Raw genomic sequence first — 25,414 nt, 5'->3', positions numbered from 1 at the left:
GGGTTTTTTCTTGCGCTATCAGGCTATTGTGCAATCGGTTTTTAAGTGGCGGCCGTATGAGGGAGTGCTACTCTGGCGCAAACCCTTGCGAAAAGAGGCCCTGATGAAACGCCGCGATCTGTTGCTTACCGGTCTGAGCCTGAGCCTGCTCCTGACCACCTCTGCCTGTGCCCAGACAGCCAGCAGCCCTGCGCCTGAATCGGACGCCTTTGCAGCCCGGGTGTTCGCCGAAGGGATTGAACAGCCGTGGGGCATGGCCTTCCTGCCCGACGGACGTTTGCTGGTTACGGAAAAGGCGGGTGGGATCAAGCTGATCAGCCGCGATGGCAAGACGCTTCAGTCGATTTCCGGTGGCCCCACCGTGGTCGATTATGGTCAGGGCGGTCTTCTGGGCGTCGCGGTCGATCCGAAATTCAGCGAAAACGGCCTCGTCTATTTCAGTTTCTCCGAGGAGGGTGAAAACGATACGGCAGGAACGGCCGTTGCGCGCGGCAAGCTCGACGGCTCTGCTATTACGGGTCTTCAGGTTATCTGGCGACAGGCGCCCAAGGTCGAAAGCCCAAACCACTGGGGCTCCCGCATCGTCTTTTCGAAGGACGGGCAGTACCTGTTTATCACCGTCGGTGACCGCGCCAATCAGCGGCCCCTGGTGCAGCGGCTCGATACCACGATCGGCAAGACACTGCGCATCCGCCCGGACGGTTCTATCCCCGACGACAATCCGTTTGTAAACGTCGCCGGAGCTAAACCGGAAATCTGGAGCCTCGGGCATCGTAATCAGCAGGGGGCCTTTGTGCACCCGGAAACGGGTGATCTGTGGACCAATGAGCATGGTCCGCAGGGCGGGGACGAAATTAACATCGTCAAGCCGGGCAAGAATTACGGCTGGCCGCTGATCACCTATGGCGAAGAATATGGCGGCGGCAAGATTGGTCAGACGGCAAAGGAGGGGCTGGAACAGCCGCTCTATTACTGGGTGCCCTCGATGGCCCCCGGCAATATGGTCTTCTACAACGGGCCTTATAAACAGTGGCAGGGGAAGGTGTTCGTCGCATCTTTGAAGTTCAAATACCTCGGTATGGTTACGCTGGAAAATGGCAAGGTGGTCAAGGAGGAAAAGCTTCTCACCAACTTCAAGGAACGTATCCGCGACGTGGTGCAGGGGCCGGACGGCGCGCTTTATGCGGCGTTTGACAATGCGGAAGGCCGAATTGTGCGCGTGGTGCCGAAGTAACACCGAGACTTATGGGGTCGAGGCGTGAGAAGCGCAGATTTGTGCGTGCACAAATCGGATGAAATCGCGACTGAATGTCTCGATTTTCGCACCGAACGCCCGAAGCCATGGAAAGGGCTGCAAGGCCCCTCGCCTTAAGAACAAGAAAGGGCGCCCCGTTATCGCGGCGCCCTTTCTTTTTGTCCTGAAAGATGAAAGGGCATAGACCCCTTCATCCCAAAACCCTTCGAATTACATCCCACCCGGACGCGGGCCCATGCCGGGGCCACCCATCATGCGCATCTGGTTTTGCTGGGCATTGGCCGGAGCCGGACCGCCAAAGGTGTAACGCAGACCGACATAGAACACGCTAGCCTGCTGGCTGCGGCTTGATTCCGAATAGACGGTCTTGGTGTCGGTATAGGTTACTGACTTGCCGGTATTGAGCGGATCGCGGACCGTTACCGTCAGCGTCGCCTTCGGCGTCAGCTTACGCGCATAGGTAATGTTCCCCATACCGAAAGGCTCGGTATAGCCTTGCCCGGTCAGGGTTTTGCCGCGCGCGAAGAAGAAGGCTTGAAGCGTGTCCTTCGGTGTCAGGGTATAGGTGAAGTTCATGCGGCCATTGACCGAGTCTGCTTCCTGCGTGCCATTGGCGGGTGTGGTCAGTTCGGTGCGCGCAACATCGCCCCCCAAAGACAGATTCAGCTTCGGCGTCACCTGACCATTGACGTTGACTTCGACACCGCCAGCGGTGCTCGACCCGCCATTTTCTTGGGTCGTCAACAAGACATTGCCCGTCAGGAAGCGGCTCGTCTGTGTGATAACGTCGTTGTTTTCACGGTAGTAACCCCGGATCTGGTAGTTGATCTTGGGCTTTGTGACCTCATAGCCGACTTCGAACGAGTCTGTTTCCTGCGGCTTTAGGTCCGGGTTCCCCTGACTTACGTTTTGCGCATCGACATAGGTGATCGCCGCGTTGAGCGCTTGCGGGTTCGGACGTTGCAGACGGCGCGCATAGGAGAAGCGCAGCTTGGCCGTGTCCGATAGCAGATAGGTGGCAAAGACGCTGGGGCTAACCTTGGTGTAGTTGATGCTGGTGCGCGTACCCGTGTTGACCAGCAAGGTGTCGAGATCAAGGTTTTCGACGCGCAGGCCGCCCAAAACCACCCATTTTTCGCCGAACGGCTTCTGATAGGTCGCATAGGCTGCGCTGATGGTTTGCTTGTACTGGAAGCTGCTGGACAGGAGTGCATTGTTCAGGCCATCCGCACCGATACCGGTCGATTCATTGCGAACCGTATTGTCATCACGCGTGATCTGAATACCGGTGGTGAGCTGATCGGTACCTACGGGACGGTTATAGTCGATGCTGAAAACCGCATTGCTGAGCGCGCGCGACGAAACCTTTGTATCGCTGGTGGTCGATACGGTCGGCAGAGTGAAATTGTTGATATTGACGAACTCGCTGCCGCCGGTCGAACGGCTTATGCGCAAATCGGCCTTAAGGGTTTCACCTGGCAGATTACCCGTATGGCTCCAGGTCAGAGCCAAGCTCTGATCCGAGCCCGGGTTCTTAGAGCGCGACTGGTTGGTGTAACGCTGCGTAGTGGCCCCAAGCGCATCATACGTCGCCGAAAGGCTTGTACCTTCGCTCGTGAACTCACGCTTGTTATAGGTGACCTGAGCGCTCAGCGTATTGGCGTCGTCGAGATTATAGTCGATGCCGCCATTGAGGGCGAAGTTGGTGAAACCACCGGTGCCTTCACCATTGGTGTCGGTGCGCGAAACGACATTGCCATTGGCATCGCGATTGATCAGGCGGCGCGTCGTGCGGCCGGTACCGCTTTCATCGCGGTAGTTGATGCCGCCATTCAGCGAAATCTTGCCGACCGTATAGCTACCATTGACGCCGCCATTGTATCGGCCATCCCCCACAGCAACGTTCGCCGAGCCGAAGCCTCCCGGACGGCGGTTTTTACGCATGACGAGGTTGATGATGCCCCCTGTGCCTTCTGAAGAAAACTGTGCACCGGGATTGTTCATCACTTCGACAGAAGAAATATCGCCGCCTGACATAGCCTGAATGGCCCCGGCACGATTGTCACCCTGCATCATGGCCGACGGTTTACCATCGATATAGACCTGAACATTCGTATTGCCGCGCAGGGCGACATTGCCGTTGGCATCGACCGTGACGCCTGGAACCTTGTTCAGGGTATCTGCTGCCGTACCGATGGCCGCGTCAGCATTCTTGCTATTGTCATAGACCTGACGGTCGATACGGTTCTGCGATTTGGCGCCAGTGACGGTGATGGTGGTCGGCTCGTCAGCCTTTTCCGTCGTCTTTTCCGTGGTCTTCGGTTCGGCAGGCTTTTCAGCAGGGGCAGCGGTCTGTGCCGCCGCGGCGGACACCAGCAAAAGTGAGGCTAGGACGGACAGGCTGGTGCCGGCGAGGCGTTTGGAAGAGGACATGTGGGTGCTCTGAAAAATGTATGGGCGGGCAGGTCCGCCGTCCTTATACGACGCGATGGCGCACCCCCGTTGCCTTCTCCATACATTATTTTGCAGATATGACCCGTTAAACGTTTGTAATTTTGGGTAATTTTGCGGCCTTTGTTGCGCGTGCGAAATGTTATCGCACCTTAAGTCCCAGTTCTGAAAGGAGTTCTGCGGCTTGAGAGCGCGAAATGGTCGCCCCTTTGAAACGGCGCGCATCCTCAAGACGGACCCCGCCGATATCGGTTCCGCGCAGGTCCGCCCCCTCAAAACGGGCGTGATCTAGCAGGGCATCGCGCAGGCTGCATTCTTCGAACACCGCCTGCCGGAAATCGCAGCCCTGAAGGTCGGCATTGGTCAGATCGAGCGATTTCAGCGTTTGTTTGACAAAGGCAAAATTCTTCAGTCGCGCATCATTAAGTCGGCAGTCCTCAAAGCTGACGTCCATATTGCGGCTATGGCTGAAATCGGCACCGGTCAGCTTGCAGCGCAAAAAGCGCACCTGCGCGAGACCCGACCCCTTGAACGGGGTGTTATTGAAATCGCAAGCCGTGAACTGCGCCTCGGTCAGATCGGCGGACGTAAAATCGGCCTGCCCACCCTTGCAGGAAACAAATTGCGCCTGCTCCAGCTTTGTGCCCCGAAACTTCGTCTTGCGCAGGATACAGTCTTCGAACACCCAGCCGTTCAGAATAAAATCACTGAGGTCAAGCCCCTCGGCCTCACAGCCGACCAACCGCACAGGCTCACCCCTGTTGGCCAGAAGCAGGATCGCGCCGCGGTCAAGGATCTGGTCGGTGAGTGTTTGCATAGGATAGCTTTAATGCTTTGCGGTGGTGGGGTCGAGGGCCCCTCACATCGCGCAAATAAAAAAGGCGACCCCAAAAGGGACCGCCTTCTTTATAGGCCTAAAGATGAAGAGGTCATGGACCCCTTCATCCAAGAACACAAGCGTTAGTCACGACGCGGGCGACGCGAGCGGCGCGGACGGTCACCGCCCGAACGTTCCTCGCCACCTTCATCACCGTCGGCTTCCGGTGCTTCGCCCGAAGCCGCACGGGCCTCGTCACGGGCGGCCTTTTCGGCGGCCAGCTTTTCGGTGAGGTCTTCGCCGGTTTCCTGATCAACGACCTTCATCGACAGCTTGGTCTTGCCGCGATCGTCAAAGCCAAGGAACTTCACCTTCACTTCGTCGCCTTCGCTGAGGACGTCCGAGGTCTTGGCGACCTTTTCGTTCTTGATCTGCGAGATGTGGACAAGGCCGTCCTTGGCACCGAAGAAGTTCACGAAGGCACCGAAATCGACAACCTTCACGACCTTGCCCTTATATATGGCACCGATTTCAGGCTCTGAAGCGATGGACTTGATCCAGTCGCGGGCCGCGTCGATCTTCGACTGTTCGGAAGCGGCGATCTTGATGGTGCCGTCTTCGCCGATGTCGATCTTGGCACCGGTCTTTTCCACGATTTCGCGGATGACCTTGCCGCCCGACCCGATGACTTCGCGGATCTTGTCGGTCGCGATCTTGATCGTCTCGATCTTCGGCGCAAATTCACCCAGCTCTTCGCGGGCACCCGAAATGGCCTTGTTCATCTCGCCAAGGATATGCAGACGACCTTCATTGGCCTGACGCAACGCCTTGGTCATGATCTCTTCGGTGATGCCCGGAACTTTGATGTCCATTTGCAGCGAGGTGATACCGAGCTCTGTACCGGCCACCTTGAAGTCCATGTCGCCCAGGTGATCTTCATCACCCAGAATGTCCGACAGAACCGCGTAGCCGTCCTTTTCGAGGATCAGGCCCATGGCGATACCCGACACCGGACGCTTCAGCGGCACGCCGGCGTCCATCAGCGACAGCGAGGTCCCGCAAACCGTGGCCATCGAGGACGAGCCGTTCGACTCCGTGATCTCGGAGACAACGCGCAGGGTGTACGGGAATTCTTCCGCCGACGGCAGCATCGGACGGATGGCGCGCCACGCCAGCTTGCCGTGGCCGATTTCGCGGCGGCCCGGCGAACCCATGCGGCCCGCTTCACCCACCGAGTACGGAGGGAAGTTGTAGTGCAGCAGGAAGCGCTCCTTATAGGTGCCTTCGAGCGCGTCGATGAACTGCTCGTCTTCGCCGGTGCCCAGCGTGGCCACGACCAGAGCCTGAGTTTCACCGCGGGTAAACAGGGCCGAACCGTGGGTGCGCGGCAGAACGCCGACTTCCGACACGATCTGACGAACCTTATCAACGGCACGACCGTCAACGCGCTTGCCGTGGTCGATGATGTCACGACGCAGGACGTCGGCTTCGCATTCCTTGAAGGCCGAACCGAAGATGGCAGGCTCATAGCCTTCCGGGTTCTCTTCAGACTTCACCAGAACAGCCGCGGCCTTCTTCTTGGCTTCGCCAACGGCGGCGTGACGCTCGTGCTTGCCCTTATGGGCATAGGCCGCGATGATGTCCGGGCCGACGAGGTCCTTGATCTTGGCCACGACGTCCGAGAAATCTTCGGCTTCGAATTCGAAGGGCTCCTTGGCGGCGTGTTCAGCCAGCTCAATGATGGCGTCGATGACCGGTTGCATACCGGCATGGGCGAACATCAGCGCGCCCAGCATCTTGTCTTCGGACAGTTCCTGCGCTTCGGACTCGACCATCATCAGGGCGTCCTGCGTACCAGCGACCACGAGATCGAGCGCGCTTTCCTTCATCTGATCCAGTGAAGGGTTCAGGACATATTCGTCATTGATGACACCGACGCGGGCGCCGCCGATGGGGCCCATGAACGGCACGCCCGACAGGGTCAGGGCCGCAGAGGCGGCGACCATGCCGAGGATGTCCGGATCGTTTTCCATGTCATGCGACAACACCGTAACGACGACCTGAACCTCGTTCTTGAAACCCTTGACGAACAGGGGGCGGATCGGACGGTCGATCAGGCGCGAAACGAGCGTTTCTTTTTCACTGGGGCGACCTTCACGCTTGAAGTAGCCGCCCGGGATCTTGCCGGCGGCGAAGGTCTTTTCCTGATAGTTGACCGTCAGGGGGAAGAAGTCCTGACCCGGCTTCGGTGCGCGGGCATAAACCACGGTCGCCAGCACGGTGGTTTCACCGTAGGTGGCCAGCACGGCGGCGTCCGCCTGACGGGCGATACGGCCGGTTTCGAGCGTCAGTTTGCGCCCGGCCCACTCGATGGTTTTTCTTTTGATGTCAAACATGTGTGTCTTTCTGTCACCCGGCAGGCCCATTCCTGACGGGGTGGCTGAAGGGTGGCGGCCTGACTGGGCGGCGACCCGGTGTAAGGAAGGGCGAATCCCTTCCCGAAAACGTCTGCCGTATCATCCGGCAAACCTATGTCTGTCCCGATTTGATGGGACCGTCACGCGAATTGTATGCCCGGATCGCGTCCCGGGTATCCATAGAGCCGGTTCAGTTGGATTGAAGCAAAACCCGGCTCCAAGCTTTTAGCGTGTCGCGCATTGGAATCGGAAAACCGCTCCACATTTTTCGGCACGCGCTTGAATGTAATCAGGGCCTGACGGAGTGTCAGGCCCTGAGAGATAGTCTTAGCGACGCAGACCCAGGGTCTCGACGATCGCCGTGTAACGGGCGGTGTCGGTGGCCTTGAGATAGTCCAGCAGGCGGCGGCGTTGCGACACCAGCTTCAGAAGGCCACGACGGGAGTGGTTGTCCTTCTTGTGCGTCTTGAAGTGCTCGGTCAGGTTGGCAATGCGCTCCGACAGGATAGCGATTTGCACTTCGGACCCACCCGTATCGTTTTCCGAACGGGCGTGGGTCTTGATCAGTTCAGCTTTACGCTCAAGCGTGATCGACATCGGGGTCTCCTTTCACGGACAAGGTCCGCAGGGTTACAGGTTGATAAGGCGTGTGGGGTAAAATTGCCCCAGACGCAATTCGCCCAAGGCAACGATGTCTCCGTCCCGGTGCGCCCAAAGGGTACGCCCGTGCTCCGATTTTCCCGATGTTGACCGGATTTTCAGAGCGTCTTCCGCCGTTTGTGTGCGGGAGAAGGACAGGGGGATTTCGCGACCCTGTTTGAGCCTTGTGGCCTCGTCTTCCGTCACAGGCAGGGCCGGGATGTCGTCCAGCGCCGTCTCTACGGGAAGCAAAGCGTCCAAAGCGGCGTCTCTATGCCTCAAATCCTCTAACTTTTCCACCCCTGCGGACAAATTAATGTCGAAGCCGCCGACGCGCTCACGGCGCAGCGCGCTAACGACGCCCAGCACGCCCAACTCCAGTGCGATGTCGCGTGCAATGGCCCGCACGTAAGTGCCCTTGCCACAGTGGAGTAGGAACTCGGCTTCATCGGCGGAGAGAATACGCTCCAGCGTCAAGCCATGCACGACCACCGGTCGCGCTTCCAGCTCAATTTCAACGCCTTCGCGTGCCAGATCATAGGCGCGTTGCCCATCGACCTTGATCGCCGAAAAGGCGGGCGGAGCCTGTTCGATCTCACCTATGAACTGCGGCAGGACTTCGCGGATTTCCGCTTCGCTTGGGCGCAGACCATCCTGTTCGAGGATCTCGCCCTCGAGGTCGTAGCTAGCCGTGCGCTGCCCCCAGCGGATGGTGAAGCGATAGACCTTGTCCGCTTCCATCAGATAAGGGACGGTCTTGGTCGCCTCACCCAGCGCGATGGGCAAGATACCCGACGCCATCGGGTCCAGCGTACCGGCGTGTCCGGCCTTTTGCGCGTTGAACAGACGCCGCACTAAGCTCACGGCCTGCGTCGAGCCCAGCCCTACGGGCTTGTCCAGACAGACCCAGCCATTGACCAGATCACCTTTTTTCTTACGTGCCAAGGCCTAGTCCTCGCCATCTTCCTCATCACGAGGATCATTTCTGAGGTCTCTGGCCACGTCCGGACGCATAAACAGGGCGTCAATTCGCGCCGCCTCATTGAAGCTTTCATCGTGAAGAAATCGCAGGTCCGGCGTGAACTTCATATCGATCATGCGCCCCAGTATCCCGCGCAGGAACTTGGCGTGACGATTGAGCGCCTCAATCGCCGGGGCGATTTTGTCCTTTGAGATGGTCACGCCCCCTAGGCCAGCCCCCAGCGGCTCCACAAACACAGTGGCGTGGCGCAGGTCCGGCGAACAGCGGACTTCGGTAATGGTGATCGAAACCCCCTGCAGGGCTTCGTCATGCAGTTCTTCTTCACGCAGGATTTCGACCAGCGCGTGACGGACCAGTTCGCCGGCACGCAACTGGCGCTGGCTTGGTCCCTGAGCCTCGGCCTTATGACCTCGGGTTTTATCAGAGTGTCTTTTCATCCGCCCCCTATAAGCCTTTTTGACAGATTTTCCACGAGATTCTGCACGTCCATAGCGCGCTTGCCAGCCCCTGATAACGTTGTCTATAGTCGAGCGATAAGGCCTGATCAGAGAGCGGGCCAGTCAGGGAGAGATAGTATGGCCACCCCCAAAAGTGTCCCTTCGACGCCGCAGCGTCTGGAGGGGTTGGATGCCCTGCGCGGTTTTGCTCTGTTTGGCCTGTTCATGGTGCACATGCCGGAATTGTTTGAGCTGTACTGGGCGCATCCGGTCACTGACCCGGCCCAGCTTTTATGGCACAACGTCATCTTCACCCTTTTTGGTGGCAAGGCCTTTGCGCTGATGGCCTTGTGCTTTGGCGTCTCCTTCTTCATCATCATGGACAATTCGGCGCGTAAGGGCGTCGATTTCACCGGACGCTTTCTATGGCGGCTGACGGTGCTGCTGATCATCGGCCTGCTGCACGGCCTGTGGTATCGCGGCGAGATACTGGAGGTGCTGGCGGTCATGGGCGTTTTTCTGCTGCCCTTCTATCGCCTGAAATCCACCACCCTGATCGCCACCATCGGCGTCTTCTTTCTGCTTCAGCCCTTGATGTGGATTCAACTGGGGGCCGCCCTGAACGGGGCTGACTGGGCCAATCGTCCGTTCGGGTACTGGAGCGGCACGGTCCCCGAGGCGCATCTGACGGGCAAGAGTCTGATCGAGACCATTCGCATGAACTGGGTGGTCGGGCACCCGCTGAAATGGATGTTCATGTACGAGTCCGGCCGCCTGAGCCAGATACTGGGCCTGTCGCTCATCGGGCTTTGTCTGGGACGTATCGGCTTTTTCAGTCAGCCGGAACGCTTCGGGCGGGCGCGCCTGATCGGTCTTGTCCTGTCGCTGATCGCCGCCCTTATCCTGTGGCATAGTCAGGGCCTGATCAGCGGCCTGATCCCGGCGACTGAGGCATCGCGCATGCCCAATGCCCTGTGGTCAGGTATCTGGTCCAGCCTGACCGATCTCAGCATCATGCTGACCCTGATGTTCGGGTTCGTGAGCCTCTATTACGGCCCATTGCATCGCGGGCTGAACGCCTTTGCCGCCCCCGGCCGTATGACGCTCAGCCTCTATGTGGGTCAGTCTCTGGTCTTCGTGCCGGTCTTCTACAGCTTCGGTCTGGGGCTGCACGCCACTATGAGCCAGTCGGAGGCGGTCATGCTCGGCCTCGTTGCCTTTGCGGCGCAGTTGGGTCTGGCGCATCTGTGGTTCCGCCATTTCCACTATGGCCCGCTGGAATGGCTGTGGCGGGCGGCAACCTATTTAACGCTTAAGGTCCCGTTCAGCCGCGCGAAATAAAGGCGTTCAGGGGCACATAGAGGCCCAGACGGTTCCAGGATGCCGCCTGCATCAGGGTGCGCAGCCAGTTGACATAGGCCTGCGCCATGGCAAATGACAACTGGTAATAGGCCATGACCATGCGCGAAATCGCGTCATTGACCTCATAGCCGACGACGATATCGGCCTCGTCTGCGGGGGTCTCAGCGACCGGCTGAAAGCGGATCGGCGGCGTTTCTACCGGCGCGACAAACCCGTCGAGAGCGTGGGCGATATAGGCGTTCAGCCCCGCCCCGTCATAGACATGCGCCGCCGCCTCGTCCTGTACATGGCGTCCGGCATAGTGGGCGTAATAGCTGAGGATGGCCTGACACACCGCCACATCATAGCAATATTGACGCCGCCCCTGATAGGTCAGGACCGAATGCGCAGCGGCGCGTTCTTCGTTCATCTCGGACAGGCGGGCCTTGATCGCCCGGATGCGCGGTTTGTCGCTGTCCCAGTCGCGGCTAATCGTGCCGATATGGGCATTTTGCACGCCGCACAGGCGCGCCAGCCCGCGTTGAGTCAGGTACAGTGCGCCGTTGCTCAGTCGGCCCATACCGACGCCCGTTACTTCGGCATATTGCACGATATAAAGGTTCGAAACCGGCGCTTTCGTCCGTTTCCGCTTGGCCGCTGACATAATGTTTTCCCCAATCCGTTGTCTGACTGTGCAACGGCGTCAGGGGTTTCGCAAGTGCGAAATCAGCTAAATACGATCGTCTTGCCGCCATTGATGATGACGCGGCGTTCGGCGTGCCAGGTTACGGCGCGCGCCAGCACGCGGGCCTCGATATCCTGACCGATGGCCACCAGTTGCTCCGGCGTCAGGCCGTGGTGCACGCGCTGCACGTCCTGCTCGATGATCGGCCCTTCATCCAGATCAGACGTCACATAGTGCGCCGTCGCTCCGATGATCTTCACCCCGCGCTGATGTGCCTGATGATAGGGCTTGGCGCCCTTGAACGACGGCAGGAAGGAGTGGTGAATATTGATGCAGCGGCCTTCCAGCCGGCGCGAAAACTCATCCGAGAGAATCTGCATGTAACGCGCCAGCACGACCAGATCAGCCTGATGCGTCTCGATCAGGCTAAGGAACTGCGCCTCCTGCTCGGCCTTCGTGTCCTTAGTGATCGGCAGATGCACATAGGGCAGGCCGTTCCATTCGACAAACGAGCGCATGTCTTCGTGGTTTGATACAACGGCAGCAATTTCCACGGGCAACAAGCCTGAGCGCCAGCGGTGCAGCAATTCGTACAGGCAGTGACCAAACTTCGACACCGCGATAACAACGCGTGGGCGAACGCTCAGATTATGGATGTCCCATTCCATGCTGAATCGGTGAGCAATCGGCTTGAACCCTTCGCGCAGGATCGACATAGGCGGCATCCGCGCACCGGCCTGTTTGAAGACCACGCGCACGTAGAACATGTCGCCCTGACTGTCGTTGAACTGGTTCGACTCGACGATGGAGATATCATTGTCGTTCAAATAGCCGGAGACCGCCGCGACGATACCGCGCGTGTCCGGGCATTTGATGATCAGAACGTAATGGGACGGGTCGAAAAAGGTCGTGTCGGGCATTTTAGCGGGCGGGTTTCCAGAAGGAAGACAGTTCAGGATAAGCCCTTGTCAGGCTTTGCTTAATTTCGAATGAAGCCGAACCGTACGAAACCATCCTGTCCTCAGCTTCCTTGCCAAATATAAGTTTGGGCTCTGCATCCGAATTGTCAAAGATAAAAGCTCGGTCAGAGGCCTTAAAGAACCAGGACAACTGATCGAAAGAGCGGACACGTCGCTCTCTGATCTTGTCTTCGGGCACATCATGACCACCCCTCTTGACCCTTAGCCTTACACGTTCGATGTTCAGTTCAACAGAGCCCAAATAGACAAAAATGAGATTAATTTCAAATCCTTTAGATTTCGCCTGAGTGACGAGCTTCTGATATTTCGGACTCGAAAGAACAGTTTCAACGCCCACTGTTTGATAGGCATCAACAGAAGCATAAAGCCAGGTCTCGATAGTTTGAGGGCCTGTAAATTGGTTTCTGTTAGCACGCACCCCTCATGTTCATGGATACGTTTCGCAAAAAGATCAGGGTTTATGATCCATACTGAATCTTTGGGCAACTCTACAGCCAACATTCCGTAGGCTGAACTTTGCCAGAACCGTTTGGCCCAGCAATTATCCACAGAACGGGTTTATTTAACCTTGGTGCTGTCGGCTTATTTTCCAGAGCGCGTTCCAAACAGTTTTAGATTTTCGTCCCGCGCTTTTTCAACGCTCTTACGGAACGCGTACAGCAAATCCTGTCCTAAATTGAGGCTGTTATTGCTAACGGTGTAGACGCGGCTTTTTTCACCCTGATCGGTGGTAATTGTTTTAACGCCTACCGTCTTGGGTCGAGCTTGCGACTTCTTGCGCTTAGCGATTTCAATGTTAGGCATGGCAATACATCTCTTTGTATGGTTGTAGTATAGCCGCTTTTACAAGTCGTACAATTTCAGCCACAAAAAAACGCGGGGCTTTCGCCCCGCGCTCGCTCAATTCTGAAAGACGATTACAAGGTTCGCTTGATCTCTTCGACCGTGAAGCATTCGATGAAGTCGCCTTTCTTGATGTCCTGGAACGGACCGAAGGACATACCGCATTCCTGACCGACCACGACCGAGTTGACCTCGTCCTTGAAGCGCTTGAGCGTGGTGAGCACGCCCATTTCCTGAATGACGACGTCGTCGCGAAGGATACGCACACGCGCCCCTTTTTCGACGCGGCCTTCGGTGACGCGACAACCCGCGACCTTACCGACCTTGGTGATGTCGAACACTTCGAGCACTTCCGCGTTGCCGAGGAAGGTTTCGCGCTGGATCGGGGCCAGCATGCCCGACAGCACGCCCTTAATGTCGTCGATCAGGTCGTAAATGATCGCGTAATAGCGGATCTCGACGCCTTCGCGTTCGGCCAGATCACGCGCCTGCTTGGAGGCACGGACGTTGAAGCCGATGATGGGCGAGTTGGACCCCTTGGCCAGCTGCACATCGGACTCGGTGATACCGCCGGCACCCGAATGGATGATCCGCGCGCGGACCTCTTCGTTGCCGACCTTTTCCAGCGATCCGATAATGGCTTCGGCAGAACCCTGCACGTCCGCCTTTACGATAAGCTGAAGCTCCTTGACCTTGTTGTCCTTGAGCTTCGACATCATGTCCGACAGCGACACGCCCACCGGAGCCACCATCTTTTCACGCTTCACGCGCTGACGGTACTCGGTGATTTCGCGGGCACGGGCGTCGTTTTCCACCACGGCGAAGGCTTCGCCGGGATCGGGGGCCTGATCGAGGCCGAGGATTTCCACCGGCTGCGACGGACCCGCTTCGGGCAGTTGCGCATTGCGTTCGTCGATGAGCGCACGTACGCGGCCCCAAGCACCCCCGGCCACGATGATGTCACCGCGCTTCAGCGTACCGCGCTTGACCAGAACCGTGGCCACAGGACCGCGACCCTTGTCGAGCTTGGCCTCAATCACCACGCCTTCGGCGGTACGGTCCGGATTGGCCCGCAGGTCCAGCACTTCGGCCTGAAGCAGGATGGCTTCGACCAGATTATCGAGGCCCAGGCCGGTTTTGGCCGACACTTCGACGATCTGGGTTTCACCGCCCAGCGCTTCGACGACGACTTCGTGTTGCAGAAGTTCGTTGATGACGCGCTGCGGATTGGCTTCGTGCTTGTCCATCTTGTTGACGGCCACGATGATCGGCGTCTTGGCCGCGCGGGCGTGGTTGATGGCTTCGATGGTCTGCGGCATGACACCGTCATCCGCCGCCACGACCAGCACCACAATATCCGTCACATTGGCCCCGCGCGCACGCATGGCCGAGAAGGCGGCGTGGCCCGGCGTGTCGAGGAAGGTGATACGTTCACCCGACGGCACCTTAATCTGATAGGCACCGATGTGCTGGGTGATGCCACCGGCTTCACCGGCCGCCACATCTTCCTTACGAAGTGCATCGAGCAGCGAGGTCTTGCCGTGGTCAACGTGACCCATGACAGCCACGACCGGCGGACGCACAATGGTATCGTCGTCATGGTCGGCGGCGTCGATAAAGCCTTCGAGAACGTCAGCTTCGGAGACGCGCTTCACGTTGTGACCAAATTCCGTGGCCACCAGTTCAGCCGTATCGGAGTCAATCACGTCGTTGATCTTAAGCATCATCCCTTGCTTCATCAGCATCTTGATGATGTCCACGGCACGCACAGCCATACGGTTCGACAGTTCCTGAACCGTGATAACGTCAGGGATGACCACGTCACGCGACACACGCGCCTGTTCGGTGGTGACACCCTTGCGCTTTTCGCGTTCACGCTCACGGGCCCGGCGTACCGAAGCCAGCGAACGCATACGGTCGGCGGCACCTTCGTCGTCACCCACAACGGCTTGCAGGGTCAGGCGGCCTTCGCGACGCTTAGGCTCACCACGGGTCTGCGAGACGGCCTTGGTCGGTGCACCGGCCTTGCCGCCGCGACGGCCACGATCATCGTCGTCTCCGGTACGCGCACGCACATCACCTGGCTTGCCGACCGGCGAACCGCGCGACGAACGGATACGATCGACTTCCGACACAGCCGGAGCGTTCGGGGCCACACCGGCCGGACCACGCGGCGGACGCGGCGAATTGGCCGAATAGCGGACGGTTTCACCGGCCGGACGCGGACCTCGGTCGCCCTGCGGACGGTTCGGATCTCTGGGGCCACGATCGCCCTGCGGACGATTGCCATCGCGGTTAAACGGCGGGCGATCCCCTTGCGGACGGTCACCACGCGGCGTGCGTTCGCCATAGTTGGGACGATCGCCCTGCGGACGGTTGCCATCACGGTTAAACGGCGGACGATCCCCTTGCGGGCGGTCACCGCGCGGACGATCTCCGTACTGACCCTGAGGCCGGTCACCTTGCGGACGGTCACCGCGCGGGCGATCGCCATACTGCCCTTGCGGGCGGTCGCCCTGCGGACGGTTACCATCACGGTTGAACGGCGGGCGATCTCCCTGAGGACGGTCACCTTGCGGCCGGTCACCGCGGGGACGGTCACCATACTGACCCTGCGGACGATCGCCTTGCGGACGATCGGAGCGAGGCGCGCGATCATCGCGGAAGCCATCACGGCGGTCTTCACGCGGCGCACGCTGGGCCGGTCGCGACAGAGCCTCTTCGATGGGGCTGCGACGCGGAGCTTCGGCCTGAACCGGAGCAGGCGCTTGTGGCGCGGGTTCGGACGGCGCGGGTGCGGGGGCGGGTGCTTCGGACTTCGGTGCCGCTTCGGCAGCCGCCGCACGGCGGGCCGCCTCTTCGCGGGCGCGTTGCTCGGCCTGACGGCGCGCTTCGGCTTCGCGGCGTTCCTGATCAATGCGCGCCTGCTCAAGCACCCGAGCGCGACGCTCCAGCTCATCCTGACGCAGACCACCCGAATTTCCACCCGATGGTGCCGGACGGGGCGCAGACGGTGCCCCCTGCGGGGCAGCCGGACGCGGACGCGCCAGATTTTCACCACCGGAGCGAGGCGCGCCACCGGCGCCCTGAGCCCCACCCGAAGGCGCGCCTTGCGGAGGCGTGCCGATGCGGCGCTTGGTTTCGACCACCACCGTCTTGGAACGCCCATGGCTGAAGCTCTGCTTCACGGTGCCGGTGGACACATTGCCACCGACGCGCGGCTTCAGGCTCAAAGGAGCGCGGGTATTATCGCCTTTGGGGGCTTCGGGTTTATCGTCTTTCGGATCGCTCATTCAGCTCGCAACATACACATGATGAAACCGGCATTCCGGCTTCGTTTCGGACAATCGTTATTCGGTTTAAGCGATGGGGCCGTCAAAAACGCCACATACAGTCTCGGCACATCGCTCTGGCCACGATCAGACCGTGAAAAGATCACGCCCTGATAGTCGCTTTTCAGTTTGAGTTAAAGGGCCTTTCGCGCCATTGGGCAGGAAACAACGCCTCAAACCCGCAAAGGCGTTCCGCTTCACGCGAAAACGCCGCCGCCCGCCGACCTTCGATCAGGGCGGCATGGATCACATTTTCGAGCCCCAGGGCGAGGCTCAGCTCATCATTGGAAAACAGGCCGCACAGTCCAACGGACGGCGTCTGGCCATTACTAAGGTTCAGTAGCTTGCTGCGACCATCTTCGGCCCCGTCTGAGGCTTCGATCAGCCACGCGGCACGTCCGGCCGCATGAGGCGCCGTTTTGCCTAATTTAAGCGCTGTGGCGACTTTTTCAAACCCCGTCACCAGATTTCCTTCGCGTCGCGCCAGCCCCAGTTGCTCCAGCAGACGTCTGCGGATCAGGGCCGGCACAAGGGTATCAAGGCCTTCCGGGGTTTTGACCGCACGTTTGGCCGCACGCGAGAACAGATTCTTTTTGATGGCCAGAGCCAGACTGTCGGCATCGGCCTTCAGCCACAGCCCACGTCCAGGCAGAGTTTCCTTCAGATCGGGCACCACAAAGCCGTCGGGCCCGACCACAAAGCGGATCAGGCCGTCACGGGAAACCGACTGGTGTGAAGCGACGTCCCTGCGGTTTGCCACGCGCACGGAAACGGTCTGAGACGAGATTTCCCCCGCCTCAGCCAGATCGTCATTCAGATCGATAAGAGTCTCATTGTTCAGGGATGGCGTCATTCGCGCCCTCCTCTTCATAAGACTCTTCGGATTCTTCATAAGCCTCTTCCGGCTCCGGCGCTTCGATCCAGCCCGCAGCAATACGGGCATTGAGGATCAGGGCCTCGGCATCGGCCACGGACAGGGAGAAGCTTTCCAGAGCGCCCGGCACACGAACCTTTTCAGCGCCACGCTGCTCAAAGCCGCCGCGCACTTCGTCGGTGGCCAGATCAGCCAGATCTTCGACTGTCTTCACACCGGCTTCGCCGAGAGCGACGGCCATGGCCAGGGTGATACCTGGCACGTTCAGCACCTCGTCCTCGACGCCCAGCTCAACGCGCTTGGCGTTCTGCTCGGCCTCGAAACGCTCCAGATAGTCACGGGCGCGGGCCTGAAGCTCGGCCGCCGTGTCTTCATCGAAGCCTTCGATGGCGGCGATTTCCATTTGATCGACATAGGCGAGGTCTTCGACCGTCGAGAAGCCTTCGGTAACCAGAAGCTGCGCGATAACCTCATCGGCATCCAGCGCTTCCTGGAACAGGGCGGTACGCTCGGCAAATTCCTTTTGGCGACGCTCAGAATCCTGCGACTCAGTGATGATATCGACCTGCCAGCCCGTCAGTTGCGAGGCCAGACGCACATTCTGCCCGCGACGACCGATGGCGAGCGACAGTTGCTCATCCGGCACCACGACCTCGACGCGATCTTCTTCTTCGTCCAGAACGACCTTCGACACTTCGGCGGGCGCCAGCGCGTTAACGATGAAGGTGGCTTCGTCCGGCGACCACTGGATGATGTCGATCTTTTCGCCTTGCAGTTCACCGACCACGGCCTGCACGCGTGACCCACGCATACCAACGCAGGCCCCGACCGGATCGATCGAGTTGTCGTTGGACAAAACGGCCATCTTGGCGCGCGAACCCGGGTCACGGGCGACCGACTTGATTTCGATCACGCCGTCATAGACTTCCGGCACTTCCTGCGCGAACAGCTTAGCCATAAAGCCGCCGTGGGCGCGCGACAGCATGATCTGCGGGCCCTTGGTTTCGCGGCGCACGTCATAGATATAGGCGCGGATCCGGTCATTGACCTGAAACGCCTCGCGCGGGATCGACTGATCGCGGCGCATGATGCCTTCGCCACGGCCCAGATCGACAATGACATTGCCGTATTCGACGCGCTTGACCGTCCCGTTGACGATTTCGCCGACACGGTCCTTGAACTCATCATACTGGCGCTCACGCTCGGCTTCGCGCACCTTGTGCGTCACGACCTGACGCGCCATCTGCGATTGCACGCGGCCGAGTTCGAACGGCGGCAGGACTTCGTCGTAGGTCTTGCCGACAAAGGCGTCCTTGTCCTCGCGCAAAGCCTCGGTCAGGCCGCGCTGCGCGTATTCGTTCTCAAGCTCTTCGTCCGGCACCACCGTCACGTAACGGGTGATGGTCATTTCGCCGGTGCGCGGATCGACGCGCACGCGGATGTCGTGGTCGGCCCCATAGCGCGAACGGGCGGCCTTTTGTACCGCTTCTTCGATGGAGGCGAGCACGACCGACTTGTCGATCTGCTTTTCGCGCGCCACAGCGTCGGCGATTTGCAGCAGTTCCTGACGGTTGGCGCTGATTCCGGTAAAGCTCATGTCACTGTTCCCAGTTTAATTTTTTGTCAGTTTATCGTCGTCGTCATCGCCGAAATCGTCATCGGCGTCGTCGAAATCTTCGTCGTCAAATTCGGCGTCCGCATCATCGCCGAAATCGAGGTCCTCGTCCTCTTCCTCATCATCCTCGCCCTGTTCGCGGCGAAGGGCAGCCTTTTCGGCCCCGATCTTGAGCAACTCATCATTGAGCACCAACTTGGCGTCGATGATCCAGTCAAACGGGATCATGGCGGTGTCTTCCTCGCCTTCGAGGTCGATAGCGACGTATTCGCCGTCTTCGGTGCCCGTCAGGATACCGCGAAAGCGCTTGCGCCCTTCGGCCAGACGATCCAGTTCCAGACGCGCCTCCAGCCCCGAATAGGTGTCGAAATCCTTTAGTCGGGTCAGCGGACGGTCGATACCGGGCGAAGAGACTTCGAGAATGTATTCGCCGACGATCGGATCAGACTCTTCCAGCCACGCCGACAAGGCACGCGACAGGCGGGCGCACTGATTGACGGTGATGTCACCGTCGGTCTTGCGCTCAGCCATGATTTGCAAACGGCGCGGTCCGCCCGGCTTATTCGAGCCCATCAGGCGCACGCGCACAATGTCTAGCCCCAACGCTTCAGCAATTGGGTCAAAGGCTTCGATCAGCTTGCGGTCTTCGGTGGTCTTGGCGCGCAAAAATAAATCCTCAGATGTGTCGTCAGCAACGTTTCGGGCAACAAAAAAGCGGCCGGCCTTCTTAAGGGCCGCCGCCGGGGCCGCAAGGCCGTTCGGACGATGTTGAGGTGCTTATAGACCCTTGCCGCCGGTTTGCCAAGCCCAATAAACGGGCGGCCGCCGTCCTCACTTCATACGGATTAATGGATAGAGGTCAAAATAATCCTGCGGCACGTGAAGGGCCGCCGTATGGCCAGTATAGAACATCATCAGCAACCACGTGGCGTATCCGCCAATGCCGACCGTTGTGACCAGAAGCCCCCATGACACCGGCCGCAAGCTCTTCTTGAAAATGTCGAACAATATGCAGCCCATATGCACAAACAGGGCAAAGATTGCCAACCCGTAGTAGGGGATAAGTGCGTACATCCAGCCACTCTGCATCAGGCCTGCGACGATGACATAGATATTGCTGTCCACAGCCACCAACTGACGCACATAGAAGATAAAGGCGACGTGGGTGATGGCGAAAACGGCTATGTAGGCGCCCGAAGCCGCCTGAAGCTGATGCACGAAATCCTTCTTCTTCATCCAGATTTCCCGCGCCAGCGCCCAGCCCGTCAGCATCTGCAACAGAAAGGCCAGCAGCACGACCATCTCGACCACCGGGTGGCGATAAACCATGCGCGCCACGGCCATAAAGGCGATGTGGGTATCGAGCCCCTGCAATCCGACGAAATGGTTGGCCATGTGCAGGCACAGAAAGGCAAATACAAAACCCGCCGAAACCTTATGCAGGCTTTCCATGAACAACCCCGTCACCCAAATATTAACCATAGTTAATACAGAGCAAAACGGAACGCATGGCTACAGTTTTGCGTCAAACCGGGGTGAAATGCGGCCTTTTGGCGTCAATTTCGCGCGTGACGATAAAAGTCGAGGAAGACCGGCGCGCAATCACCCAGTTTCTTCTCTTCATAGCGTGTCGTGACGTGATCTGCGGGCGGCGTGTTCCATTCGGTTTGCGACTGTGCAGGCCAGTCAAATGCCGCGTGCGCCACAGCGCGCTCCAGCGTCCAATCGGCATAGTCGGCCCAGTCGGTGGCAAAGCGCAGTCGCGCCCCGTCTTTCATAACGCGTGCCAGAGCGTCAAGCGTCTCGCTCTGGATGAGGCGGCGCTTGTGGTGGCGGGCTTTCGGCCACGGATCAGGAAAGAGGATGAACACCTTATCGATCGAGGCCGCGTTCAGGCGGTCGATCACCGGGCGCGCATCGCCGGGCATGATGCGCACATTCTTCAGACCGCGCTCATCGACATGGCGCAACAGCGAGCCAACGCCGTTTAGGAAGGGCTCGAAGCCCAGAATGAGCGCCTGAGGATTACGCTCGGCCTGCGCCGCCAGATGCTCACCGCCGCCGAAGCCGATCTCAAGCCACAGTTCGCTGTAACCGCCAATGTCGCCGGAAGTGAGTTGTGCGATCAGGGCGTCATTGACTTCGATGGTCGGCAACAGCGTGTCGAACAGATCCGCCTGACGCGGCTTCAACGTGCGCGACTTGATGCGCCCGAATGAGCGCATGGGTCCCCACGACGGCGAAATAGCGGGCGGTGTTTCGTCTGACATAGAGCGCCTTTTGCAAAAGCACCTCCCCTGATATCAGAGGAGGTGCCGGGAAAGCCGCTCTCTTAAAACTCGCGCTTGAGCGCGTCAACCAGATCGGTGCGCTCCCACGAGAAGCCTCCGTCGTCTTCCGGCGTGCGGCCGAAGTGACCATAGGCCGCCGTGCGCTCATAGATCGGCTTGTTCAGACCCAGATGCAGGCGGATGCCACGCGGCGTCAAACCGCCGATCAGTTCCGGCAGCAAGGCTTCGAGCTTCGCCTCGTCCACCTGACCCGTACCATGGGTGTTGACGTAGAAGCTTAAAGGACGTGACACGCCGATGGCATAGGAGACCTGGAGCGTGCAGCGCTTGGCCAGACCCGCCGCTACCACGTTTTTGGCCAGGTAACGCAGGGCGTAGGCGGCCGAGCGGTCCACTTTGGTCGGGTCTTTACCCGAGAAGGCCCCGCCACCGTGCGGTGCGGCACCGCCATAGGTATCGACGATGATCTTACGGCCAGTTAGACCCGCGTCGCCATCCGGGCCGCCAATGACGAAGTTACCGGTCGGATTGACCAGCCATTCGGTATCCGCGGTCACCATGCCCTGCGGCAGGACTTCGAGTGCATAGGGCTTGACGATGGCTTCAACGTCTTTCGGCGTCAGGCCTTCCTTATGCTGGTGCGAGATCAGCACCTTGAGGATGCGCGAGGGTACGCCGTCTTCGTACTGAACCGTGACCTGCGACTTAGCGTCCGGCTCAAGGCGGTGATCACCACCGTGACGCGCTTCGGCGAGACGACGCAGAATGTTGTGCGACCATTGCAGCGGGGCCGAGGTCAGTTCGGCCGTTTCGTCCGAGGCATACCCAAACATGATGCCCTGATCGCCGGCACCTTCGTCCTTGTTCTCACTGGAATCGACACCCATGGCGATGTCGGCCGACTGGGCGTGCAGGTGACAGGCATAGTGTGCCGTGGCCCAATGGAAGCCCTTTTGCGCGTAGCCGATATCCTTGATGGCGGCGCGCACCTTGTCTTCCAGGCCCGCGACGATTTCGCGCATCTTGTCGTCCGCGGCACGTACTTCACCGGCCAGAATGACACGTTCGGTCGTCACCAGAGTCTCGCACGCCACCCGGGCTTCGGGGTCTTCGCGCAAGAAGGCATCGACTACGACATCGGAAATCCGGTCGGCGACCTTGTCCGGATGGCCTTCGGAGACGCTTTCGGAAGTGAAGATGTAGGACGGGCGCATGGCGGAACTCCGCTGTTCAACTAAGTGGTTGCACACTCATATAAACATATCTTTATATGATCAAGTCGTTTGTGGGAGGGCCGCTGTTATGAGTGCCCAAACGATAAAAACCCCGCCGGTTAGGCGGGGTTTGCGGGGAGGTCGGTCTACCTTTAATTTTTAATCTTCGCTGTCTTCAGCCAGTGCGCGCACCAGCTCCAGAATACGGCGACGGTGTTTGGCATTTTTAATGCGCGGGAACGCTTCAGCCAATTCGATGCCTTCGGTCGTCATGAGGAAGCCGTGCACGAACTGCTCGGACTGTGACTCCGAAAAGCCCTCGACGGCTTCTGACTCACCATAGCCTTCAAAGAAATAGGCTACCGGGGCCTTAAGCGCCCGCGATATTTCGTGCAGCTTCGACGCGCTGATGCGGTTGGAACCGCGCTCATACTTCTGCACCTGCTGGAAGGTCAGGGAGATGGTTTCTGCCAACGCCTCCTGCGACATTCCCAAAAACTTGCGACGCATACGCACGCGCGCACCGACATGCAAATCAACCGGATTCGGACTGCGGTCCGTCTTAGAATTTTCGTCCAACTTTGCCTCTTTACTTTATATAGCCGGCGTTTTCGCCGAGCCGCTTTTTGTCGTAACACCCCCTCCCATCCGGATTTGGGAGGCGGTCAACTTTCTTGGTTGTTTTTGCTAACGTTTACAAAAGTCACAAATACCAATGGAATCAAGCAAAAAAGCGCCACAAGCATGAGGTGCAGGTGCCGCCACCGCGTGTAGGGGGCAAATGATACCGCAGAAGGTAACATCACATCACGAAAGCCTGATTGACCGATGCCGATTTCCGAGCCCGGCACGATGCGCCCCAGAGGGTCGATCACCGCAGACACACCCGTAGGGGTTGACCGGACCATGGGCATACCTTCCTCGATAGCGCGATAGCTCGAAAGATTGAGGTGCTGGACAGGTCCGGTTGTCGGGCCAAACCAAGCATCGTTGGAAATATTAACAATCCATGATGGCCCTGATCGGGCGGGCGGCGATTTGGCTTCACCCGTGGCCAAGGCGGGGAACAAGCCTTCATAACAGATCAGCGGCAGAAACGATGGCAATCCCGCGACCTCGACGGGATGCGTGCGCGGACCGGGACTGAAACCGTCACCGACATGCGCCAGCTCCTTTACACCAAGGCTTTCCAGCACGCTTTCGAAGGGCAGAAACTCACCAAACGGCACCAGTTTGAACTTGGAATAGACCACCTGATAGTTCGTACCGCTCTCATCGCGGTATAGCGCCAGCATGGAGTTACGCCAGACAAGAGCGTTATCGGCATCTACCGCACGGTGATAGGCGCCCCACAGTAAAACCTGATCGGGCTTGAGGAGCGCCGCAAACAGGTTTGCAGTCTCCGATTGTGGATCGAGCAGGTTCTCAGCGGCGTCTGGAAGCGCCCCTTCCGGCCACAGGATAACGTCGGGATAACCTTTATTATCACGTTTTGTAACAGGCTGTAAAAATTCTCGCTTCGCGTGTGCCTGACTGTAGGTAACATAGCCGCGCATGACCTTAAGCAGCGCCCCTTCTGTCCACTTTGCGCGCTGACCGATGTTCGGCTGTACAAGGCGTATCCATGTGCCCGTGGTCGCAACCTCGGTCGTAGACAGACGCACAGCCCCGAAAGTGAAGGCTGCGACCAGCGTGGCCGCCGACACGGCCACCGGCCACAGCCCTTTAAGGCCTGGTCGGCGACGACAGATCGCCGGGCTTGAGAACAGGGTTACGGTAAATAGACTGAGGCCATAGACACCAAACAACGCCGCCAGTTGCGACATCGCCGAGCCCGCCTTCCACGTCGCGCCAGCGGGATTCCACGGAAATCCGGTTAAGATCGTGCCGCGGAGCCACTCAAACAGACAGAACAGACCGGCAAAAACCAGCCATCGTGACCAGTGTCCCGCAAGTCGCCCACTCGCCAGTTTGCAATAGACTGCAAACGCTGCTCCCCAGAACAGGGCAATGCCCCCCGGCAGCAGGCAGACGGCGAACGGAGCCATCCAGCCCTGATTGCTGGCGTCGACCAGAAAGGCCTCCGCCACCCAGAAACAGCTGATGAGGAAATAGAGAAACCCGGCCCACCAGCCAATGGCAAAGGCCTTGCGTAACGGTTTGGGGCCGAGGTTTTGATCAAGGCTCCACAGAAGGACCGCGTAGGCCAAAAGCCCCGGCAGAAACCCGAACGGCGGCTGCGCCAGCCCCAGCAGCACCCCCATCAGCGCTGCCTGCCGCTTTGGCCCCACATAGCGACGGTACAGGGCGAAGGCGGGCGCGAGATGGGCACCGAGATCGGTCAGGGTCATACGTCTTCCGGAATGAGGTCGGGTTTGCGTTCGTGACGATGCAGACGCAGGCGTTTGATGCGGCGCTGATCGGCGTCCAGCACTTCTATATCTATCCCCGCCGCCGCGTAAGGGATGATTTCGCCCGGCTGCGGCACGCGCCCGGCCAGAACAGCGACCAGCCCACCAAGTGTATCGACCTCTTCCTCACTGTTTTCAGGGAACAGGCGCAGACCCAGCCGCTCCTCTAGTGTTTCCAGCTCAACGCGGCCGCTGACCTCGATCTGCCCCTCGGCGGTTTCGACCAGTTCGTCCACTTCGTCATCGTCATATTCGTCAGCAATGTCACCCACCACAGCTTCGAGCAGGTCTTCGAGCGTCACCAGTCCGTCCGTGCCGCCGTGTTCGTCGATGACCAGCGCCATGTGCGAGCGCTCGGTCTGCATCTTAAGCAGCAGGTCCGTCGCCGACATCGCCCCCGGTACATAGATCAGCTCACGCTTCAGCCGATCAGTCACGAGGGCGTCCCAGTCAGGAATGCGTCGGTCGTCGGAGGGGGCCAAAAGCTTGAACACGTCTTTTACATGGATGACGCCCACTGGATGATCGAGATTGTCGCTATAGACCGGCAGACGCGAATGTTCGCTTTCAACGCAGACCCGCACCAGTTCGGACAGGGTAGCGGTGTCTTCGATGCCGATAATATCGACCCGCGGCGTCATCACGTCGGATACGCGCAGGTTCTGAAAGGCGCGGGCGTGTTCGATCAGGTCGTTGGTAGCCTCGGGACGGTCGCTCAGCCTGAGCGGCTTTTCCGCCTCATCCGGCCCCAGAAGGCCAAAGAGGTTCAACAGGGTCTTTCTGGGTCCGGTCGGGCGCTGGGCGCTACGACTGTCAGGCTCCGGCATGGT

At 59.2% G+C, this 25,414-nt stretch carries 21 protein-coding genes and 1 pseudogene; 2 read left to right on the top strand and 20 right to left on the bottom strand.

From position 1 onward, the window contains the following. Positions 1-103 precede the first annotated feature (103 nt). Positions 104-1,234, top strand: coding sequence for a PQQ-dependent sugar dehydrogenase (locus ASTEX_RS00925; RefSeq protein WP_013477724.1), 1,131 nt, complete (start codon positions 104-106; stop codon positions 1,232-1,234). 231 nt (positions 1,235-1,465) lie between these two features. On the opposite strand, the gene ASTEX_RS00920 is transcribed toward ASTEX_RS00925, so the two are convergent. The 6 genes from ASTEX_RS00920 to rbfA all read right to left on the bottom strand — a co-directional run bounded on the left by ASTEX_RS00920 (position 1,466) and on the right by rbfA (position 8,998). Further along, positions 1,466-3,688: a TonB-dependent receptor domain-containing protein gene (locus ASTEX_RS00920; protein WP_013477723.1), complete on the bottom strand. Its 2,223-nt coding sequence runs from the start codon at positions 3,686-3,688 to the stop codon at positions 1,466-1,468. Between the two features lie 160 nt (positions 3,689-3,848). Continuing rightward, positions 3,849-4,523, bottom strand: a complete 675-nt coding sequence (locus ASTEX_RS00915) for a pentapeptide repeat-containing protein (RefSeq protein WP_013477722.1) — start codon at positions 4,521-4,523, stop codon at positions 3,849-3,851. 143 nt (positions 4,524-4,666) lie between these two features. Then, complete coding sequence (gene pnp / locus ASTEX_RS00910) at positions 4,667-6,919, bottom strand: polyribonucleotide nucleotidyltransferase (RefSeq protein ID WP_041658395.1); 2,253 nt, start codon at positions 6,917-6,919, stop codon at positions 4,667-4,669. 348 nt (positions 6,920-7,267) lie between these two features. Further along, on the bottom strand, positions 7,268-7,537 hold the full coding sequence (gene rpsO, locus ASTEX_RS00905) for a 30S ribosomal protein S15 (RefSeq protein WP_013477720.1): 270 nt from the start codon (positions 7,535-7,537) through the stop codon (positions 7,268-7,270). 33 nt (positions 7,538-7,570) lie between these two features. Beyond that, entirely contained in the window at positions 7,571-8,524 is a 954-nt protein-coding gene (gene truB / locus ASTEX_RS00900) for a tRNA pseudouridine(55) synthase TruB (RefSeq protein ID WP_013477719.1), read from the bottom strand. Between the two features lie 3 nt (positions 8,525-8,527). Beyond that, on the bottom strand, positions 8,528-8,998 hold the full coding sequence (rbfA, locus tag ASTEX_RS00895) for a 30S ribosome-binding factor RbfA (RefSeq protein ID WP_013477718.1): 471 nt from the start codon (positions 8,996-8,998) through the stop codon (positions 8,528-8,530). 138 nt (positions 8,999-9,136) lie between these two features. Between rbfA and ASTEX_RS00890 the strand changes: the two genes are divergently transcribed. Next, positions 9,137-10,339, top strand: coding sequence for a DUF418 domain-containing protein (locus tag ASTEX_RS00890; RefSeq protein ID WP_013477717.1), 1,203 nt, complete (start codon positions 9,137-9,139; stop codon positions 10,337-10,339). On the opposite strand, the gene ASTEX_RS00885 is transcribed toward ASTEX_RS00890, so the two are convergent. The 14 genes and pseudogenes from ASTEX_RS00885 to ASTEX_RS00820 form a co-directional block, all read right to left on the bottom strand. Then, on the bottom strand, positions 10,323-11,003 hold the full coding sequence (locus ASTEX_RS00885) for a hypothetical protein (RefSeq protein WP_013477716.1): 681 nt from the start codon (positions 11,001-11,003) through the stop codon (positions 10,323-10,325). The genes ASTEX_RS00890 and ASTEX_RS00885 overlap by 17 nt on opposite strands. 62 nt (positions 11,004-11,065) lie before the next feature. After that, positions 11,066-11,944: a formyltetrahydrofolate deformylase gene (gene purU / locus ASTEX_RS00880; protein WP_013477715.1), complete on the bottom strand. Its 879-nt coding sequence runs from the start codon at positions 11,942-11,944 to the stop codon at positions 11,066-11,068. 1 nt (position 11,945) lies between these two features. Then, positions 11,946-12,422 carry an ATPase gene (locus ASTEX_RS00875; RefSeq protein ID WP_218918605.1) on the bottom strand — a complete coding sequence of 159 codons (477 nt, stop codon included), beginning with the start codon at positions 12,420-12,422 and terminating at the stop codon, positions 11,946-11,948. Positions 12,423-12,586: 164 nt separating this feature from the next. Continuing rightward, on the bottom strand, positions 12,587-12,808 hold the full coding sequence (locus ASTEX_RS00870; RefSeq protein ID WP_013477714.1) for a hypothetical protein: 222 nt from the start codon (positions 12,806-12,808) through the stop codon (positions 12,587-12,589). Between the two features lie 113 nt (positions 12,809-12,921). Continuing rightward, positions 12,922-16,140, bottom strand: a complete 3,219-nt coding sequence (infB, locus tag ASTEX_RS00865) for a translation initiation factor IF-2 (protein ID WP_013477713.1) — start codon at positions 16,138-16,140, stop codon at positions 12,922-12,924. A 163-nt stretch (positions 16,141-16,303) separates the two neighbouring features. After that, positions 16,304-17,032 (bottom strand): RNA-binding protein, encoded by a 729-nt coding sequence (locus tag ASTEX_RS00860; RefSeq protein WP_013477712.1) that lies wholly within the window; start codon positions 17,030-17,032, stop codon positions 16,304-16,306. Beyond that, entirely contained in the window at positions 17,010-18,650 is a 1,641-nt protein-coding gene (gene nusA, locus ASTEX_RS00855; protein ID WP_013477711.1) for a transcription termination factor NusA, read from the bottom strand. Before nusA ends, ASTEX_RS00860 begins: the two co-directional genes overlap by 23 nt. Positions 18,651-18,665: 15 nt before the next feature. Continuing rightward, a pseudogene (rimP, locus tag ASTEX_RS00850) lies at positions 18,666-19,337 on the bottom strand (ribosome maturation factor RimP); the annotation flags it as partial. A 162-nt stretch (positions 19,338-19,499) separates the two neighbouring features. Further along, positions 19,500-20,120, bottom strand: coding sequence for a hypothetical protein (locus tag ASTEX_RS00845; protein WP_144004581.1), 621 nt, complete (start codon positions 20,118-20,120; stop codon positions 19,500-19,502). A gap of 104 nt (positions 20,121-20,224) precedes the next feature. Continuing rightward, positions 20,225-20,938 (bottom strand): tRNA (guanosine(46)-N7)-methyltransferase TrmB, encoded by a 714-nt coding sequence (gene trmB / locus ASTEX_RS00840; RefSeq protein ID WP_013477708.1) that lies wholly within the window; start codon positions 20,936-20,938, stop codon positions 20,225-20,227. 62 nt (positions 20,939-21,000) lie between these two features. Continuing rightward, the gene (gene metK / locus ASTEX_RS00835) at positions 21,001-22,173 is read right to left on the bottom strand and encodes a methionine adenosyltransferase (RefSeq protein WP_013477707.1); all 1,173 of its coding nucleotides are present in this window, start codon (positions 22,171-22,173) and stop codon (positions 21,001-21,003) included. 159 nt (positions 22,174-22,332) lie between these two features. Then, positions 22,333-22,752: a helix-turn-helix domain-containing protein gene (locus tag ASTEX_RS00830; protein WP_013477706.1), complete on the bottom strand. Its 420-nt coding sequence runs from the start codon at positions 22,750-22,752 to the stop codon at positions 22,333-22,335. Positions 22,753-22,838: 86 nt separating this feature from the next. After that, positions 22,839-24,524 (bottom strand): apolipoprotein N-acyltransferase, encoded by a 1,686-nt coding sequence (gene lnt / locus ASTEX_RS00825; protein WP_013477705.1) that lies wholly within the window; start codon positions 24,522-24,524, stop codon positions 22,839-22,841. After that, on the bottom strand, positions 24,521-25,411 hold the full coding sequence (locus tag ASTEX_RS00820; RefSeq protein ID WP_013477704.1) for a hemolysin family protein: 891 nt from the start codon (positions 25,409-25,411) through the stop codon (positions 24,521-24,523). The genes lnt and ASTEX_RS00820 overlap by 4 nt, the downstream gene beginning before the upstream one ends. Positions 25,412-25,414 lie beyond the last annotated feature (3 nt).

It is taken from the genome of Asticcacaulis excentricus CB 48 (assembly GCF_000175215.2).
GTDB lineage: Bacteria > Pseudomonadota > Alphaproteobacteria > Caulobacterales > Caulobacteraceae > Asticcacaulis > Asticcacaulis excentricus.
This window is presented reverse-complemented; position numbering and strand designations above follow the sequence as displayed.

Excerpts from the sequence above, each read along its gene's own strand:
- infB (WP_013477713.1), bottom strand. The coding sequence starts at position 16,140 with ATGAGCGATCCGAAAGACGATAAACCCGAAGCCCCCAAAGGCGATAAT.
- ASTEX_RS00890 (WP_013477717.1), top strand. The coding sequence starts at position 9,137 with ATGGCCACCCCCAAAAGTGTCCCTTCGACGCCGCAGCGTCTGGAGGGG.
- ASTEX_RS00915 (WP_013477722.1), bottom strand. The coding sequence starts at position 4,523 with ATGCAAACACTCACCGACCAGATCCTTGACCGCGGCGCGATCCTGCTT.
- ASTEX_RS00845 (WP_144004581.1), bottom strand. The coding sequence starts at position 20,120 with ATGGAAAGCCTGCATAAGGTTTCGGCGGGTTTTGTATTTGCCTTTCTG.
- ASTEX_RS00925 (WP_013477724.1), top strand. The coding sequence starts at position 104 with ATGAAACGCCGCGATCTGTTGCTTACCGGTCTGAGCCTGAGCCTGCTC.
- rbfA (WP_013477718.1), bottom strand. The coding sequence starts at position 8,998 with ATGAAAAGACACTCTGATAAAACCCGAGGTCATAAGGCCGAGGCTCAG.
- ASTEX_RS00820 (WP_013477704.1), bottom strand. The coding sequence starts at position 25,411 with ATGCCGGAGCCTGACAGTCGTAGCGCCCAGCGCCCGACCGGACCCAGA.
- ASTEX_RS00860 (WP_013477712.1), bottom strand. The coding sequence starts at position 17,032 with ATGACGCCATCCCTGAACAATGAGACTCTTATCGATCTGAATGACGAT.
- ASTEX_RS00920 (WP_013477723.1), bottom strand. The coding sequence starts at position 3,688 with ATGTCCTCTTCCAAACGCCTCGCCGGCACCAGCCTGTCCGTCCTAGCC.
- lnt (WP_013477705.1), bottom strand. The coding sequence starts at position 24,524 with ATGACCCTGACCGATCTCGGTGCCCATCTCGCGCCCGCCTTCGCCCTG.
- rpsO (WP_013477720.1), bottom strand. The coding sequence starts at position 7,537 with ATGTCGATCACGCTTGAGCGTAAAGCTGAACTGATCAAGACCCACGCC.
- metK (WP_013477707.1), bottom strand. The coding sequence starts at position 22,173 with ATGCGCCCGTCCTACATCTTCACTTCCGAAAGCGTCTCCGAAGGCCAT.
- pnp (WP_041658395.1), bottom strand. The coding sequence starts at position 6,919 with ATGTTTGACATCAAAAGAAAAACCATCGAGTGGGCCGGGCGCAAACTG.
- ASTEX_RS00885 (WP_013477716.1), bottom strand. The coding sequence starts at position 11,003 with ATGTCAGCGGCCAAGCGGAAACGGACGAAAGCGCCGGTTTCGAACCTT.
- ASTEX_RS00870 (WP_013477714.1), bottom strand. The coding sequence starts at position 12,808 with ATGCCTAACATTGAAATCGCTAAGCGCAAGAAGTCGCAAGCTCGACCC.
- trmB (WP_013477708.1), bottom strand. The coding sequence starts at position 20,938 with ATGTCAGACGAAACACCGCCCGCTATTTCGCCGTCGTGGGGACCCATG.
- nusA (WP_013477711.1), bottom strand. The coding sequence starts at position 18,650 with ATGAGCTTTACCGGAATCAGCGCCAACCGTCAGGAACTGCTGCAAATC.
- purU (WP_013477715.1), bottom strand. The coding sequence starts at position 11,944 with ATGCCCGACACGACCTTTTTCGACCCGTCCCATTACGTTCTGATCATC.